This window comes from Methylophaga sp. SB9B, from assembly GCF_004832235.1.
GTDB classification, from domain to species: domain Bacteria; phylum Pseudomonadota; class Gammaproteobacteria; order Nitrosococcales; family Methylophagaceae; genus Methylophaga; species Methylophaga muralis.
On the sequence record NZ_SSXS01000001.1, the window covers coordinates 60,565 to 77,541 of the forward strand.

General features: G+C 44.8%; 13 protein-coding genes and 2 pseudogenes. 5 read left to right on the plus strand and 10 right to left on the minus strand.

The window, feature by feature from the left end; all coding sequences use genetic code 11:
* Positions 1-29: 29 nt before the first annotated feature.
* Positions 30-824 (minus strand): inositol-1-monophosphatase, encoded by a 795-nt coding sequence (suhB, locus tag E8Q33_RS00275; protein WP_069296228.1) that lies wholly within the window; start codon positions 822-824, stop codon positions 30-32.
* Between the two features lie 223 nt (positions 825-1,047).
* Here suhB and E8Q33_RS00280 point away from each other — a divergent pair, with 223 nt between their 5' ends.
* The gene (locus E8Q33_RS00280) at positions 1,048-1,347 is read left to right on the plus strand and encodes an Lpp/OprI family alanine-zipper lipoprotein (RefSeq protein WP_069296229.1); all 300 of its coding nucleotides are present in this window, start codon (positions 1,048-1,050) and stop codon (positions 1,345-1,347) included.
* 85 nt (positions 1,348-1,432) lie between these two features.
* On the opposite strand, the gene E8Q33_RS00285 is transcribed toward E8Q33_RS00280, so the two are convergent.
* Complete coding sequence (locus E8Q33_RS00285) at positions 1,433-2,596, minus strand: L,D-transpeptidase family protein (RefSeq protein WP_069296230.1); 1,164 nt, start codon at positions 2,594-2,596, stop codon at positions 1,433-1,435.
* A gap of 146 nt (positions 2,597-2,742) precedes the next feature.
* Between E8Q33_RS00285 and E8Q33_RS00290 the strand changes: the two genes are divergently transcribed.
* Positions 2,743-3,525 (plus strand): outer membrane protein assembly factor BamD, encoded by a 783-nt coding sequence (locus tag E8Q33_RS00290; protein ID WP_176718916.1) that lies wholly within the window; start codon positions 2,743-2,745, stop codon positions 3,523-3,525.
* A 28-nt stretch (positions 3,526-3,553) separates the two neighbouring features.
* On the opposite strand, the gene E8Q33_RS00295 is transcribed toward E8Q33_RS00290, so the two are convergent.
* From E8Q33_RS00295 to sucC, 4 genes and pseudogenes are all read right to left on the minus strand, one after another.
* On the minus strand, positions 3,554-3,892 hold the full coding sequence (locus tag E8Q33_RS00295) for a P-II family nitrogen regulator (RefSeq protein ID WP_069296231.1): 339 nt from the start codon (positions 3,890-3,892) through the stop codon (positions 3,554-3,556).
* Between the two features lie 8 nt (positions 3,893-3,900).
* Positions 3,901-5,544 carry an NAD+ synthase gene (locus E8Q33_RS00300; RefSeq protein ID WP_136552098.1) on the minus strand — a complete coding sequence of 548 codons (1,644 nt, stop codon included), beginning with the start codon at positions 5,542-5,544 and terminating at the stop codon, positions 3,901-3,903.
* A complete protein-coding gene (sucD, locus tag E8Q33_RS00305) occupies positions 5,544-6,416 on the minus strand; it encodes a succinate--CoA ligase subunit alpha (protein WP_136552100.1) in 873 nt (290 codons plus the stop codon). The genes E8Q33_RS00300 and sucD overlap by 1 nt, the downstream gene beginning before the upstream one ends.
* A gap of 6 nt (positions 6,417-6,422) precedes the next feature.
* Positions 6,423-7,585 (minus strand): annotated as a pseudogene (gene sucC / locus E8Q33_RS00310) (ADP-forming succinate--CoA ligase subunit beta).
* 140 nt (positions 7,586-7,725) lie between these two features.
* On the opposite strand from sucC, the pseudogene pip reads away from it, so the two are divergent.
* The 3 genes and pseudogenes from pip to E8Q33_RS00325 all read left to right on the plus strand — a co-directional run bounded on the left by pip (position 7,726) and on the right by E8Q33_RS00325 (position 9,764).
* Positions 7,726-8,690, plus strand: a pseudogene (gene pip / locus E8Q33_RS00315) (prolyl aminopeptidase).
* Positions 8,687-9,130, plus strand: coding sequence for a D-aminoacyl-tRNA deacylase (dtd, locus tag E8Q33_RS00320; RefSeq protein ID WP_136552101.1), 444 nt, complete (start codon positions 8,687-8,689; stop codon positions 9,128-9,130). The pseudogene pip and the gene dtd overlap by 4 nt, the downstream one beginning before the upstream one ends.
* Positions 9,131-9,143: 13 nt before the next feature.
* Positions 9,144-9,764 (plus strand): lytic murein transglycosylase, encoded by a 621-nt coding sequence (locus tag E8Q33_RS00325; protein WP_247869840.1) that lies wholly within the window; start codon positions 9,144-9,146, stop codon positions 9,762-9,764.
* Here the strand turns inward: E8Q33_RS00325 and E8Q33_RS16520 are convergent.
* From E8Q33_RS16520 to E8Q33_RS00345, 4 genes are read right to left on the minus strand one after another with little or no spacing between them, the layout of a single operon-like run.
* Positions 9,749-13,090, minus strand: a complete 3,342-nt coding sequence (locus E8Q33_RS16520) for an EAL domain-containing protein (protein WP_136552103.1) — start codon at positions 13,088-13,090, stop codon at positions 9,749-9,751. The two genes, E8Q33_RS00325 and E8Q33_RS16520, sit on opposite strands and share 16 nt — an antisense overlap.
* A gap of 38 nt (positions 13,091-13,128) precedes the next feature.
* A complete protein-coding gene (locus E8Q33_RS00335; RefSeq protein WP_136552105.1) occupies positions 13,129-14,304 on the minus strand; it encodes an ABC transporter substrate-binding protein in 1,176 nt (391 codons plus the stop codon).
* The gene (gene ccoS, locus E8Q33_RS00340; protein WP_069296237.1) at positions 14,285-14,497 is read right to left on the minus strand and encodes a cbb3-type cytochrome oxidase assembly protein CcoS; all 213 of its coding nucleotides are present in this window, start codon (positions 14,495-14,497) and stop codon (positions 14,285-14,287) included. Before ccoS ends, E8Q33_RS00335 begins: the two co-directional genes overlap by 20 nt.
* Before the next feature lie 3 nt (positions 14,498-14,500).
* Positions 14,501-16,957, minus strand: coding sequence for a heavy metal translocating P-type ATPase (locus E8Q33_RS00345; RefSeq protein WP_211116055.1), 2,457 nt, complete (start codon positions 16,955-16,957; stop codon positions 14,501-14,503).
* Positions 16,958-16,977: the final 20 nt, after the last annotated feature.

Genomic DNA, 16,977 nt, shown 5'->3' on the forward strand with positions numbered 1-16,977 from the left:
GTTAAAAAATGTCCCGGTGGGGACCTCAATCACTTCAGGTTACCCGACACAAACGGGGCAATACTTTTTTGCAGATGAGCATGGATCGATAAGTTGCCTGCAATTACGTGTCCCTTATCCAAAACCTTGTCACCGCCGGTAAAATTCGTCACCGAACCACCCGCTTCTTCAACTAACAATTTACCGGCTGCTAAATCCCAGTTTTCCAGTCCGATTTCCCAATAACCATCCACTCGACCGGCGGCGACATAGGCTAAATCCAACGCTGCCGAACCGGCACGACGAATATCCGCCACTTGTGGAAAAACTGCGGCAAACATCTGCATATAAACATCAATATGTTGCGGATATTTGAAAGGGAACCCAGTAGCAATCAACGCACCATTGAGATCTTTGCGTTTAGTGACACGCAGACGGCGATCATTGAGCTTGGCGCCTTCACCACGGCTGGCGGTAAACAATTCGTCACGCATTGGATCAAACACAACTGCATGATCAATGCGTCCTTTGACCATCACACCAATCGATACACAATAATGCGGAAAACCGTGCAGATAATTTGTTGTTCCATCCAATGGGTCGATAATCCAGACCACATCGTTTTGACCTGTTTCACCGGACTCTTCCGCCATAATGGCGTGGTCAGGATAAGATTTTTTAATGGTGTTGATGATTTCCTGTTCCGCAAGGCGGTCAACATCGGTGACAAAATCATTCAATCCTTTAGCGGTAATTTCCAAATGATCGACATGTTGTAAAGAGCGCATAATCAGGCTACCTGCCTGACGAGCCGCACGTACGGCTATATTCAGCATTGGATGCATAGAACAAATTTTTCCAGAGCAAAAAAAAGAATGCGACAAAAATAGTAAATACTATTCCAGTCCAAAAAAAGAGAGCATAATTATAGCAACTATCGCCACTAATTCGCAGTTTAAATTTGTGGCAATAGACAGCATAAATATTTCCTGCTAGCCTTTTGTCAGGCTTGCATTTACAAACGAAATGGAAATGCTACCAACCCTAGTACACTTTAAGGAGATACAAATGAAATCATTAGCTAAACTGAGCGCCGTTATCCTGCCTTTGGCATTACTGACTGCATGTGCAAATACTGCTGAAATGGAAGCATTAAAAGGTTCAGTAGAATCTGCACAATCAACAGCTGATTCTGCTTTAGTTGCAGCTCGCAACGCGCAAAGTACTGCTGATACTGCACAACGTACTGCTTCTGACGCTGAATTAGCTGCTACAAATGCACAAAAAGCGGCTGAAGATGCACAAGCACAAGTTGATGCTTGCTGTGCAAAAATCGATCGTATGTTTGAAAAAGCAATGAGCAAATAATTTAAATAATTATTTTTTCATAGCTTCAAAACAAAAAAGCGGGATTAATATCCCGGCTTTTTTGGTTCTGCAGTTTGTAAATTTGTTAAAACATTTCTTCTGATAAATGCGCAGGCCACACCGGGATACCCGCTGCTGCAGAAATTTTATCCGCCGCTTCACGCGCAGCTTCCAAATTTTCAAATGGTCCTACGACTACTTCGTTTATCGCTTTATTTCTTAACGGCCAGAATTTATCCTGCATGTTTAAATCTTGTAATGCCTTACGCATTTTTGCGCCAGTGTTCAGTTGTAAGCCACCATGTACAAACCAGACATTATCAACAATCTTTTCTTCCTGCTGATTGATTTGCTTAACAACACCGTGTGTTGTCATCACGATTTCTTCTGCAAACGGCCAATCCTGCTCTGAAAGCATACTATCCTGAGCGTTTAGGATAGCCTGAATCATTGGAGTCATATTGCCACTTACTTCTTTATACATTTCAGGAATTGGGGCATGGGCTTCCAAAAACAATTTGCCATTTGAAACGGCTGCTTTATACGGCTGATGAAGAATATTTACCTGTGTATTAAGTGAAACCAGGCTGTATAAATGTTCAATATCTTCTGGGTACAAACGTATACAACCACTGCTGACGCGTAAGCCAACACCATATGGTTTAGCTGTGCCATGAATCAGATAGCTTGGGTTGGATAATCGTATTGCACGGGTACCCAATGGATTATCCGGACCAGGTGGAACGACTGCTGGCAGAATATCGCCGGCTGCTGCGTGTTCTCTGCGTACAGATTCAGGCGGTGTCCATGAAGGGTTCTCACGTTTTTGAATAATTGATAATTTACCTAGCGGTGTATCACGACCTTCACGACCGATACCAATTGGATGGGTAATTACTTGTTGTAATTGATTAGCTTGTTTTGGCGGAAAGTAAAATAACCGCATTTCCGGAATATTAATCACAATGCCTTTTTGCGGCGCATCCGGCAAAATGAATTTATTTGGAATCAATACCGGTTTGTTATCACCTGGCAACCAGGGATCCAGATTAGGGTTGGCCGCAGTCATCTCGGTATAGCCCAAATCAAATTTACGACCGATATCTAATAACGTGTCTTCGTGACGACTGTAAACAACGAGGTTGTGTCCGATGACACGCGTTTCCTCATCAGCCAATTCAAAGGTGGTTGCACCGACTGGAAGTACTAATAAACTACTCGCCAAACCGATAAATAAACGACTAATCATTACAAACCTATAGAGTTAAGGGTGAATAAACAGCGGCTATTGTACAATGATCCGCGAAAACTGTTATTGCTAGTGATGCTTTGCCAAGTTAAACAGTCTACAATCTCAGGCTGTGAAATTTTTGTTTTGATTCAAGATAGAAGCCAATGATGAAATACATCCTGCCGTTGTTCCTGATACTGTCACTGACCGCCTGTTCTTTCTTTTCAGGCAGAGAGCCTGTAGTTGCTGAAGAAAGCTGGACCGTAGAACGGGTTTATGCCGAAGCCAAAGCCGCTTTGAATATTAATGATTATCGAACAGCTATTGAATACTACGAACAGCTTGAAGCACGTTTCCCGTTTGGACAATATGCGCAACAGGCTTTATTGGATTCCGCTTACGCGTATTACAAAATGGACGAACCGGAAACGGCTATCGCAACTCTGGATCGTTTCATGCGGGTCTACCCATTAAACGAGCATATTGATTATGCGATGTATCTGCGTGGTCTAATCAACTTTAATCGTGACATGGGTATTTTGGAAAAATATATTCCGCGTGATGAAACGCAGCGTGATCCTGGCACTGCACTGAATGCGCTCCGTGATTTCACCACCTTGGTTAACCGTTTCCCGACCAGCCGTTATAGTGATGATGCAGCACAACGTATCGTGTATCTGCGTAATCGATTAGCGCAACATGAATTGCACGTTGCAAACTACTATATGCGTCGCGCTTCTTACCTTGCCGCAGCCAATCGCGCCAAATATGTGATTGAAAACTACCCGCGCACGCCAGCAATGCCAGATGCATTAGTGATTATGGCCAAGGCTTATAAAATTCTGGAATTAGATGATTTATCAGAAGACGCATTACGCGTTTTGGAAAGAAACTACCCTGGTCATGCCGGTGTAGCTGATGTACGTAAAACGACGCTGTTTGATTAACAGCGTCGTTTCTTTGATTACAGTTAAATTAGATAGCCTCTTCGCCATCTTCACCTGTACGAATACGGATAGCGCGTTCCAGCGGTGAAACAAAAATCTTGCCATCGCCGATGCGACCAGTATGTGCGGCCTTGGTGATTGCTTCGATACAAGCATCTACCTGATCATCTGCCAGCACGATCTCCATTTTCACCTTCGGTAAGAAATCCACAACATACTCGGCACCACGATACAGCTCTGTATGACCTTTTTGCCGCCCAAAGCCTTTGACTTCAGAAACCGTCATGCCGGTCACACCGATATCCGATAGTGCTTCACGCACATCATCCAATTTGAATGGTTTGATTATGGCTTCAATTTTTTTCATGTGATTGCCTATTCTATAGTTGACGTTACGGTATAACCTGATGTTATCGGATAGCGACGGTCTCTGCCAAATGCCCTGCCGGTAATACGAATACCGGGCGGTGCCTGACGTCGCTTGTACTCGCTACGATCCACCATTTTGATAACCTGTGCAACCGTTTCAGCATTAAATCCTGAGGCCACCAGATCTTCAAAACAACCATCATTGGCGACATAGGCTTCCAGGATGGCATCCAGCACTTCATAAGCAGGTAATGAATCCTGATCCAACTGATCGGCAGAAAGCTCAGCTGAAGGTGGTCGGGTTATAATTCGTTCAGGAATCGCTTTCGACAGGCTGTTGCGATAATCCGCGAGTTTATAGACCAGCGTTTTGTAAACATCTTTCAATGGCGAAAAACCACCTGCCATATCGCCATACAGGGTGGAATAGCCCACGGCCATTTCACTTTTATTTCCGGTAGAAAGCACCATTGCACCGGTTTTATTGGAGATTGCCATCAACAACACACCACGACAACGAGCCTGAATATTCTCTTCAGTGGTATCGGCCTGAGTGCCGGCAAACACCTCTTCTAGCTCATGGAGAAAGGTCTGAAATAAGTTTTCAATTCCTAAGACTCGATACTGGACCCCCAAAATACTCGCCATCTCTGCAGCATCATCCAAACTGATTTGTGCGGTGAACCTTGACGGCATCATCACCGCTTGTACGCGATCAGCTCCTAAAGCATCAACTGCCAGAGCCAAAGTTAAAGCTGAATCGATTCCACCAGAAAGCCCTATCACCACGCCAGGAAAACGATTTTTTTCCACATAATCTCTTAAGCCACAGACTAGCGCTTGATAGACGGTTTCCAACTCTCCCATTAGTGGTTGAAGTGAACCTTCAAGCTGAATACCCTGGGGGGTTTTGCTGATCTTTATTGGCACCAACGCTGTCGCAAACTGAACGGCTTGAACACATTTTTCACCAATGGCATTCACCGCAAATGAAGCCCCATCAAACACCAGCTCATCCTGTCCGCCCATTTGGTTGACATACAAAACCGGGACTGAATTCTCGCGCGCCCGCTTGCTAACCTCAGTCTCTCGCAACTGTGTTTTATCTTGTTTAAATGGCGAGGCATTCAGATTCACTATGATTTCAGCTCCGGCATCCACGGCTTGAGCTGCAGGCTCAACAAACCAGATATCTTCACAAATGGTCAGGCCAATTTTGATCTGGTTTATCTCAATAATGGTGGCTTCTCGGCCTTCAATGAAATAACGCTTTTCATCAAACACACCGTAATTAGGTAGTTTATGTTTAAGATATTGAGCAGTGATTTGATGCTTACTGATAACTGAAGCGGCATTAAATAATTCTTTACCGACTTCGCCAAGAGGATGACCGACAATAATAGTAATATCGTCAACCTGCTGACACAGTGTTTGCAGTGATTTATTGACTCGCTTTATCAGGCCCGGTCTTAATAATAAATCTTCAGGCGGGTAACCTGTCAGACATAATTCAGGAAACACAACCAGATCAGCGGCATAAAGTTTTCTGGCTTGTTCGGTGGCGACAATCACCTTTCGGGTGTTGCCGGCAACATCTCCGACAATTGGGTCGATTTGTGCCAACACCACCTGAAGTTGATTTTTTGTCATTAACGTTCCATCAGTTGCAACATGGTTGAGCCGATTTCAGCTGGTGATGCGGCAATCGCCACACCCGCAGCTTCTAATGCTGCCAGTTTTGCTTTGGCAGTGCCTTGACCGCCGCTGATGATTGCACCGGCATGACCCATACGTTTACCGGCCGGAGCAGTTAATCCTGCGATGTAAGCTGTGACCGGCTTACTGACGTATTGTTTGATGTAATCAGCCGCATCTTCTTCTGCCTGACCGCCGATTTCACCAACCATGACGATCCCCTGTGTTTGTGGGTCGGCCTCAAATAATTCCAGACATTCAATAAAGTTCATGCCGTGGATGGGATCACCACCAATACCTACGCAGGTGCTTTGCCCCAGCCCATTTTGAGTGGTTTGGAATACCGCTTCATAGGTCAGGGTTCCAGAACGCGAGACAATACCAATTTTTCCCGGCAAATGGATGCTGCCAGGCATAATGCCGATTTTGCATTCGCCAGGGGTTATGAGGCCAGGACAGTTGGGTCCGATTAACTTGGCATCGTAAGATTTCAATGCATGTTTTACCCGCAGCATATCCAGTACTGGAATACCTTCAGTAATACAGGCAATGACTTTAATACCCGCATCAGCCGCTTCCAAAATCGCATCAGCAGCATACGCTGCAGGCACATAAATCATCGAGGCATCAGCACCGGTTTCAGCAACGGCTTCATGAACCGTATTAAATACCGGCTTATTCAGATGCGTTTGCCCACCTTTGCCCGGTGTGACACCGCCGACAAATTGTGTGCCATAGGCAATCGCCTGTTCTGAATGAAAAGTGCCTTGTTTTCCGGTAAAACCCTGACAGATAACTTTGGTGTCTTTATTAACCAAGATACTCACGTTTTATTACTCCCCTGCCGCAGCGACGGCTAAGGCTGCTGCTTCTGTTAAATCCTGTGCCACTCGTAGATTCATGCCACTGTTTTCCAATAATGTGCGGCCTAAGTCGGCATTGGTACCTTCCAAACGCACCACCACGGGTAATGCTAAACCGACTTCTTTAGCTGCCTGCATAATGCCCTGAGCGATCAAATCACAACGCACGATACCACCGAAGATATTGACCAGAATCGATTTCACTTTTTATCAGATAAAATTAGTTTGAAGGCTTCGGCAACCCGATCGGCTGTGGTACCACCACCGACATCAAGAAAATTAGCCGGTTCACCGCCCTGCTTTTGAATCAAATCCATGGTGGCCATCGCCAATCCTGCACCATTGACCATGCAAGCCACATTGCCATCTAGGGCAATGTAGTTCAGTCCGAAATCACGGGCGATTACTTCAGCTGGATTTTCCTGAGTTGGATCAAATAAATCTGCCAAATCCGTGTGTCGGTATAACGCATTCTCGTCGACATTGATTTTGGCATCCAGTGCCAGCAAGTCTCCGCTATCAGTGACAACTAATGGATTGATTTCCAACAGACTAATATCTTTTTCACAAAACAGCTGATAGAGGTTTTGCATCAGTTGCTGTAATTGCTTGAATGCAACACCAGTCAACTGCAGAAAGAAACCGGCCTGACGGCATTGATAAGGCTGCAAACCTGCTACTGGGTCAACATATAAACTAAGGATAGCCTCGGGAGTTTTCTCTGCCACCTCTTCAATATCCATTCCGCCCTCGGCAGAAATCATAAACACCACGCGTTGGGTGACACGATCCACCAGCAAGGCTAGATATAATTCGCGAGTAATCGACGACGGTGTTTCAATCCAAATTTTATTAACAGGTAAACCTTCAGCGGTAGTCTGATGTGTGACCAGTTGGCTTCCAAGCAGCGCTACAACGGCTTCTGTTACAGCAAAAGAACTATCTTCTACTCGAACACCACCTGCTTTACCACGGCCGCCGCTATGTACTTGCGCTTTTACCACCCAACGTTCACCACCAATTGCAGCAAGAGCAGATTCCACCTCATCCGAACTGGAGATCATCCGCCCATTGGGTGTATTAATGCCATATTGGTTAAACAATTGTTTTGCCTGATACTCATGCAGGTTCATGTTGTATTCGCCTTGTTTGTCTTTGCGGCTGCTGACGAGACATGGCAGCAGTTAAACGTCATATTTTCGCCCATCAAGGTAATAATTACCATCATCTGACATGATATAGTTGCGTGCTGAAAACCAAGATGGAACTGTAAATGCGTACTCTGTACCCTGATATCGAACCTTTCCACCACCAGCTGTTAGCTCGTGAAGAAATATCAGCTGGGCGCCGCCACGAAGTTTATGTTGAACAGTGCGGCAATCCACAAGGTATTCCAGTGATTTTTTTACATGGTGGGCCCGGTTCAGGTTGTCGTCCGCAGCACCGTTGTTATTTTGACCCTGAGTTGTATCACATCATTTTGTTTGATCAGCGTGGTTGCGGACGTTCATTGCCATCAGGTGAACTTGAACACAACACCACGGATTATCTGATTGCAGATATGGAAGCTATCCGGAAATTGCTGAATATCGATAAATGGATGTTATTCGGTGGTTCATGGGGAGCAACTTTGGCTTTGGCTATGCCCGACAGCACCCAGAGCAGGTTTTAAATATGGTGTTACGCGGCACATTTCTCGGCCGACAACAGGACATAGACTGGGTTTATGCGGCAGGCGGTGCCTCCAGAGTATTTGCTGAAGCATGGGATAATCTGGTCAAAGATTTACCGGCCACCGAACAAAGCAAACCATTAGCTTATTATTATCAGCAATTAACTCAGACAGAGGAACAGCAACAACAAATTGCCGCCAACACTTTGCAAAATTGGGAAGGCACTATTGTCATGCTGCGGGATCAGCATTATCAACCCGATGCTGAGCAATCTGCGGGGCCTTTGGCGCATTCTCGAATTCAATTGCATTATGCATTGAATAGCTGTTTTCTTGGTGACACCCCATTACTCGACAGTATCAAACAAATTAATCATATCCCTGCCGTGATTATTCATGGGCGCTACGATATGGTGTGTCCGATGCAACAATCCTGGGAAGTTTACCAACGCTGGCCAAATGCTCAGTTTGAAGTATTACCACTTGCAGGACATGCAGCGAGTGAACCTGCCATCATTGATGCACTGGTTCGAACAACTGATCAATTAGCCTCACAACTCACATGATTGCATTGTTACAACGAGTGACTCAGGCAAATGTCACCATCGATAACCATCAGAACATCGCTCAAATCTGCCAAGGTTTTCTGGTATTTATTGGAGTAGAAAAAACAGACACGGCAGCCATAGCAGATCGACTGTTACAACGCGTTTTAAATTATCGCGTATTTAGTGATGCCGACGACAAAATGAATTTAAGTTTGCTGGATATAAAAGGTGACTTATTATTGGTGCCACAATTTACCTTGCCCGCGGATACTCGCAAAGGTAATCGCCCAAGTTTCACTCCCGCCGCTCCCCCTGAACAAGGCAAACAACTTTTTGATCATCTGTTGAATCAGGCGAAACATCACAGCATAGCGGTTGAATCTGGCCAGTTTGGCGCGAACATGCAAGTTTCTCTTACCAACGATGGACCGGTCACTTTCTGGTTACAGGTTAATTAATTTCGGATTTTTTATGCGTATATTGCTCAAATTTTTACTTGGTACAGCTTTAGTTATTGTGGGTATTGCAGCGTTAATGTTTGTCCCTTCGCCTCAGCCAACAGCGCCTAAACCTTGGGAAATAACCATCATGCCTGATGAGCAAATTGAAGTGATGGGCGTTCATTTAGGCAGCACCTCCTACGCAGAAATTCAGCAATTATGGCGTGAGGCTGGAGAAGTGGCTTTGTTTATGACCGAAAACCAGAATATCTCGGCTGAAGTTTTTTTTGAATCGATCAATCTCGGCGGACTGTCTGCAAGAGTCGTGGTGAATTTGCTGGTCGATGAGGATGAGTTAAATAGTATGGCGTCTCGCGCCGCTTCAGCCAAATTACAGCCAAGTGGTGCAAGACGTTATGATCCGGCTTTTGATGACAAACAACGTTTACTGACAGCTCCGGTAATCGCCATCACCTATATCCCAACGGTTCGTATTGATGCAGATATGTTATTGCATCGTTTTGGTGAACCCGAGAATATCAGTGATGAAGCTGAAGAAAGTTCAGCACAAATTTGGCACTATCCGCAATTTGGGCTGACGATTCGGTTACACCCGGATGAACGGACTGTAATGACTTACATAGCCCGTTGAGATTGTTCAGCTTGTTTTATATATTCCATCAGCTCATTCAAGTTAATAGCTTTGCTGAAATAAAACCCTTGAGCACGTTTACACTGACTTTTTTGTAGAAAAGCGAGCTGCTCGGCAGTTTCAACCCCTTCAGCGACGACTTGTAAAGCGAGACTGTTTGACATTGCCAGGATGGCATTTACGATGGCAGCGTCATCACTGTCTTCGGTTACATCACGAACAAAGGTACGATCAATTTTCAACACATTGAGTGGAAACTGTTTTAAATATGAAAGTGATGAATAACCCGTACCAAAATCGTCGATTGCCAGCGTGATCCCCAATTGGCTTAACTCGCGTAAGGTTTCAACTGCTTGCTCAGTATTTTCCATTAACAGGCTTTCGGTGATCTCCAGTTCCAGGTTTTTGGCCGGCATTCCAGTTTTATCCAGCAAATCACGAATAAAATTGACCAGTAGATTGCCTTTAAACTGGCGTCCTGAAAGATTAACGGCCATTAAAAAATCATCTGGTAAATTGTGACGATTGGCCATGAAAGCTTCGCAGGTTTGTTTCAATACCCATTCACCCACCATATTGATCAAGCCAGTATCTTCAAGCACCGGTACAAATATCGCTGGTGAAATGTCCCCCCATTGTTCGGTATGCCAACGTAATAAAACTTCTGCCCCGGCTACACGGCCAGTTTCAAGCTCAATTTGAGGCTGAAATTGTAGATAAAACTCTTGCAGATCGACCGCACGACGTAAGCCGGTTTCCATTGCCAAACGCTGCGATGCCTGCGCATTCATATCGGAAGAGTAGAATTGAAAGTTATTACGGCCGGTACTTTTAGCGTAATACATGGCTGCATCGGCATTACGTACGAGCATATCCACATCACGGCCATCGGCAGGATATAAACTGATACCGATACTAGGACTGATATTTACTTCAATGTTATCCAGCATATACGGCAAAGCCGTAGTACTGAGGATTTTTTCAGCGACTTTTCCGACGTACTGAGCCGAATGAATATCCTCCAACATAACTGTAAATTCATCACCGCCCAGTCTGGCAACCGTATCACTGTCTCTGACACAGGATCGGATACGACGCGCCACTTCACACAGCAAAATATCTCCGGCTTTATGCCCCAGTGAATCATTGATATGTTTAAAGTGATCCAGATCCAGAAAGAAAACGGCCAACCGGCCATTTTGTCGCTGCGCTTTATGAATAGCGTGTTCTAAACGATCTTTAAATACTCCACGGTTTGGCAAGCCGGTCAGGATGTCACTGCTGGCTAAACGTGTCAGTCGCTCTTCATTTTGCCGCTGATGGGTAACATCTTCATAAAGCCAGATGGATCCCTCAGTCGGGTTCTCCGGGTTTATTACCTGACCTGACACGGCACACCAGAACTTTTCGCCGTTGGCACGTACCATTTCGACTTGGGCTTCAAAATTTTCTGCTACTGACAAAGTGTTATAGGCTTGTTCGCCAAAGCGTTCGAAGGCGTCTTCGCTGGGATGAATGCACAATGTACTTTGCCCTTCGATATCCTCACGAGCAAACAAAAACAATTGTTCAAATTTAGTGTTGACCCGAATAATCTGCCGGTTTTTGATAAAGGCAATACCCACCATGGCATTTTCAAGAATGGCGTTTAATTCATTACTGGTCTGAAGTAATGCTTGTTTGGTGAGTTTCCAGCTGCTTATATCAGAAATAACACAGACCCAGATATCATCATCGAATTCTGACAATGGATTAAGCGAAAACCACATAGAGAAGGTTTCACCAAACCAGTTCCGGCCTTCAAACTCATGGTTGGCTTGTTGCAGTTGAGCAAGATCGGCAAGCGAATGAATGTCTGATGATGGGGCGAAAAACTGCAGAATATTTTGTCCTGCCAATTGTTGTTCATTGGCCTGTAAGATTTTTTCTGCTGCAGGATTACACGAACTGATGGAGCCATCCGCCTGAATGGCAAGAATCGCTTCTGGTACGCCATTAAGAATGGCTCGAAGCCGTGTTTCTCGAATCTCCAAAGAATGTTTGGTTTCATCCAACTTGGTAATTAAGGCTTGTGTTTGTGCGGCAAAAACGTTGAAGTCCTTGGCGAGTAAATTAAACTCACTCTGATCATTGTTGGTTGGCATACGGGTATCAAACTTTTCTGCCGACAAGTCATGCATCGCCATACGTAACCGTTGCATAGGCTGATTAATACGCGATGTCATGGCCAACACAAACCACGTTAAACCAAAAGCAATCACCAAACAGCTGATAATCATCCACCATCTTGCTGTTTTGGCCAGTGAGGCTGACTGCTGGGTTCTGGACAAACCCTGCTCACCAACTCTGGCAGAAAGGGTATTCAGGTTTTGCATTAAAACTTCCAGGATATTCAACCCCTGCTGCTGCACCGCCTGAGATTTTTCAAAGGTCTCTAGTTGCCGAATTCGCAGTTGATATACGGAGTTATTATCATCAATTACCTGGCGGGTAAACGAATTAATTCCCTGTTGTAACTTATCAACCAAGGTTAATAATTCAGGATAATTTTGCAGATTCTGTTTGATGATCAAAATGTCACTACGCAGCATGGCCTCCTGTTCCCGGATATCATTTTCCCGGATACTGAGGAGCAAGTCTGGATTTTGTGCCTCACGAATCTGTTGGCTCAGCTGGCTAATCCGCAGTACATTCAACATCAAGGAGTAACTGCTTCGTTCTACCGCTGTGTAATTTTCAATTAACGCTGTTTTGTCCGGCTGACTCAAAACCTCAGGGTTACTTAAGGACTGCATTTGACGAGTTAAGGTCAAATCAATTCTGCCGGTAATGGCTTCAGCCAGCTGCTGAATATCATCAGCCAACAGATTCACACTTTTTGTACGTTGATCAATTTGTTCGGCGAGTTGATGTTGGGACTGCATTTGTTGCAGCAATAAACTATCAGTTTCTAAAAATTGCTGATAATAATCACTCAACACACTGGTCAGTTCGGGAGCTATATCCAACTGCTCAACACTTTGCAGTAAACGATTCCAGGATTGTTCAAAGTCTGCTTCCAGTGGCTCTCGTGCTGAAACGTTGGCAAGCTCATCGGCATTGCGCGCACTGATAATTTGTTTTTGTCTGGAAATAAACGCAGCTGCGCTGCTACTTATTTGTCTGGCATTGTCCACCAGTGGAAAAACCTGCTCGGTCAACAGAAGTTGATTTTTGGTGTAATGATGATGACTGAACATGGCAATTGCAGCCATCAGTAATACCATCAATACGGTAATGACAGCCCAAAAATGCAGCAGTGTTCGGATGCTCCAATTGTTAAACATGTATATCCATATCCATTTTTTTACATCCTGTTATGAGGCTATTGTGAAAAATTTGCGTTTACCCACTCAAATGAATGGAACGCTCCGTTTTCCAATTTACTCAGCCAAAGCATGTGGCTGCCTTGCTGCTGATCTTTAGCCAGATTAATGTTGCTGCCTAGACCAATATCCAAATCGACCAAGGCATGCAAGGAGTCGATCATTGTTTCCCGATTGATTGGTCCATCCATACTTAGCAATGCCTCAGCTAAGATCCTTGCAACTATATAGCCTTCCAGAGAAATTGTATTCGGTTGTAAATCACTATCATATTCTTTTAATGCTGCGCGAAACTCTCTAACAAGTGGCAAATCAGCATCAATTTCTGGAACAACTTGACTGACAACCACGTTGGCATTGATGCCATCTAACGACTTTTCCAGTACATGACTGCCGACAAAAGATACATTGACGAACCAAAGTTCCGGCCTATCTTCGTATAACAGTTTAATAAATTTGGCTGAAGGCGCGTAACTGCCGCCCATCAGGATCACTTTCGGAGGAATATTGGCTTTAAGAATAGTGGCGACGGCACTTTCAACATTTAAGGTGTTGCGGCTGTAATAGGCATGCGTAAGGTAATCGACCTGATAAAACCCTCGGGCTTGTAATGCCATTGCGGCAGCATGGTAGACAGCATTTCCGTAACTATCCTGTTGAGTGAAAAATGCGATTTCTTCAGGTCGGATGCCGGCATTCAACACGCCATCAATCAGCATCTCAACTTCTTGTTTATAACCAGGCCGATAATTGATGATATATCGACTGGGAGGATTGGGTCTTAAAACATCGCCCCCCGAAAAAGCACCCACCAAAGCCACCTGAAGCTGTTCTGCAATCGGTGCCGTGACCACCGCTGTAGGTGTTCCGACACTGCCCAGAACAGCAACCACTGCATGTTCATTAATAAGTTGACGCATATTGGCAGCGGCTTGATCTGGTTCGTAGAAATCATCTATTGCCAGCAACTCAATCTGCTGACCTTTAATTCCACCATGCTTATTTAATCTGGAAAAATAGGCATTTATACCCGTCTGCATAGACAGACCCATTTCCGATAACGGACCCGTCAAGGGACCACTCATGCCAACTTTTATGTCTGCCGCTAAAACATCTTTCGTGAGTAATACACCAACACAGCATAAAGCAAAAAGCCTAATCAGACTTCGGTTCATTTTTTTCTTCGTTATTCGTTGAATCTATTTCCGGTTCGCTTTCGGGCGGATGGTTATCATCGTCCATCAACACACGATTTGCGGCACCTTCCATATCATCATATTGACCACTGCGAACGGCCCAGAAAAAGACTATGACACCTACTAAACCCAGCAATAACATGCCGGGTAAAAGTCCGTATATGACCTCCATGACCTACCTCTTAAATATTCGGCTAATTCTGGCAGCATTGCCTATGACAAGTAGCGAACTTATTGGCATTGTGATTGCTGCCAGTAAGGGACTGACTAGCGCCATCATTGCTAATGGAACCATAATCACGTTATAGCTAATGGATAATACAATATTCTGTCGGATGGTGCGTAAGGTACGGGCGGCTAGTTTACGCGCTAAAGCCACCTGACTTAATTGATTATGCGATAGCACGATATCTGCACTTTCAATGGAAACATCCGTTCCTGAAGCCAGTGCAATACCAACATCGGCTTGAATCAAGGCCGGTGAATCATTAATACCGTCACCTACCATCGCCACACAATCACCTTGTTGTTGCAACTGTTGAATAACTTGGCGTTTATCTGCCGGCAGGACTTCTGCCAGGCGCTGGATATTACCTAAATCCGCTGTCACCGAATTCACCACCTGTTGACGGTCTCCGCTTAAGACGGTGACTTTCAGGCCGTTTGCCAACATATCGGCAATCATGGTTTTAGCATCGTCACGTAGTGTGTCAAACAATCCCAGTATACCTATCAGCTTTTGTTCGCTGGCAACAAATACACAACTGATACCCTGCTGCTCCAGCTGATCAACCTTTGATTGCCATTGACTATTAAGCGTCACATCGTGCGAAATCATCCAGTCTGCTGTACCTACGAAGATTTTATCTCCGTCGATTTGTGCTTCGACACCTCTTCCTGGTGACGCATAAAACGCAGAGATATTTAACAAAGTCAGGTTTTGCTGTTGGGCTGCTGAAACAATTGTTTTCGCGATTCCATGTTCAGATTGTTGTTCGGCCGAGGCCGCGATCTGCAATAGTGATTGTTCTGAAATACCTTCAGCAGGGAAACTTTCAACCAGTTGCAATCGCCCTTCCGTTAATGTCCCGGTTTTGTCAAAAACATAATGTGTCACCCGCGATAAAGATTCCAACGCTACGCCTTGCTTGATCAAAATACCGTTGGTCGCTCCAACCCCACTGGCAACAGCAATAGACATTGGCGTGGCCATACCAAAAGCACATGGGCATGTCACCACTAAAACAGATGCTGAAGCCAGTAAGGCTATTTCAAAATCACTGCCCATCCAAAACAAAAAGGTTAATGTCGCTAAGGTAAGTGTGATCACAACAAACCACGGTACGATTTTATCTGCCAGCGTCTGAATCGGTGCTTTTGAAGTTTGAGCTTCATCCATCAGAGCAATGATTTTGGCTAAGGCCGTATGTCGCAATACTTGCTCGGCTCGCACAGTGAAGGCACCTTCACCATTGATACTACCGGCGACAACCGTATCATTAAGTTGTTTACGAACCGGCTGTGACTCACCCGTCAACATCGATTCATCTACTGCACTTTCACCATCTGTCACCACACCATCAACTGGAATATTTTCTCCTGGACGTACTAACACCAGATCTCCCACTTTAACGGAGCGAATCGGTAGTGTTTGCTGTATCCCTTCAGTGATGACGGTTGCCAGTTTTGGTTGCAATTCCAGCATCCGGCGAGTGGCTGAAAGCGCATTACGTTTAGAAAGTGCTTCTAAATAACGACCAATCAGAATAACGAAAATAAAGTTCACCACTGTATCAAAAAATACCTCTCCCTCCAGAGACCCGGTAAAGGTGATATAGCTTGAATAGAGATAAGTCGCAGTGGCACCGATAGCAATCGGTAAATCCATCGTTAAATAGCGGCTACGCAAGCCACTGATTGAATTTCGAAAAAAGGGATAACCTGAATAAAGCAAGGTTGGTGTAGCAATAACAAAACCAACCCAATGAAATAGATCTCGGAACTCATCTTCTGCCGCACCCGAATACAGGGCGATAGAAACCCACATCAGGTTCATCATCGCAAAACCGGCAAAGGCCATGCGGTAGACTAAACCGCGATGTCGTTTCGCTAAAGCGCCTTCTGCTGTATCCGGGTCAAATGGCACCGCGGCATAACCTAATTTGGCGAGATGCTGCATTAAAACCGATAACGAAGTTTCGCGATTATCCCAGCGGATTCGACAGCGTTTAGCGGTTAGATTGACATCGGCAGCTAAAACGCCAGGTAATTTGTAAAGTGCATGTTCGATTAACCAGACACAGGCTGCACAATGAATCCCTTCGATTAACAGATGTATCGTGCGTTTTTCATCAAGTGAATCAACATAATCTGCTTGGATTTCATCGATATCGTAGGCGTGAAAATCATTAGCTGTATCAGGTGGTGGAGCGAGCGATTCGCCCTCTGGAGTTTTATTGTAGAAACTTTGCAAGCCGGCAGCGTAGATAGTTTGACAGGCCATCTTGCAACCATGGCAGCAAAACTGATGCGAAGTTGACTGGATAAGAGCAACAAATTCACCTTGGTGCTTTATTGGAAGACCACAGTGAAAACAATCGCTGGTATTAACTTGCGTAGTGGCTTCAGACAAAGAAATTCAACTTACTTATT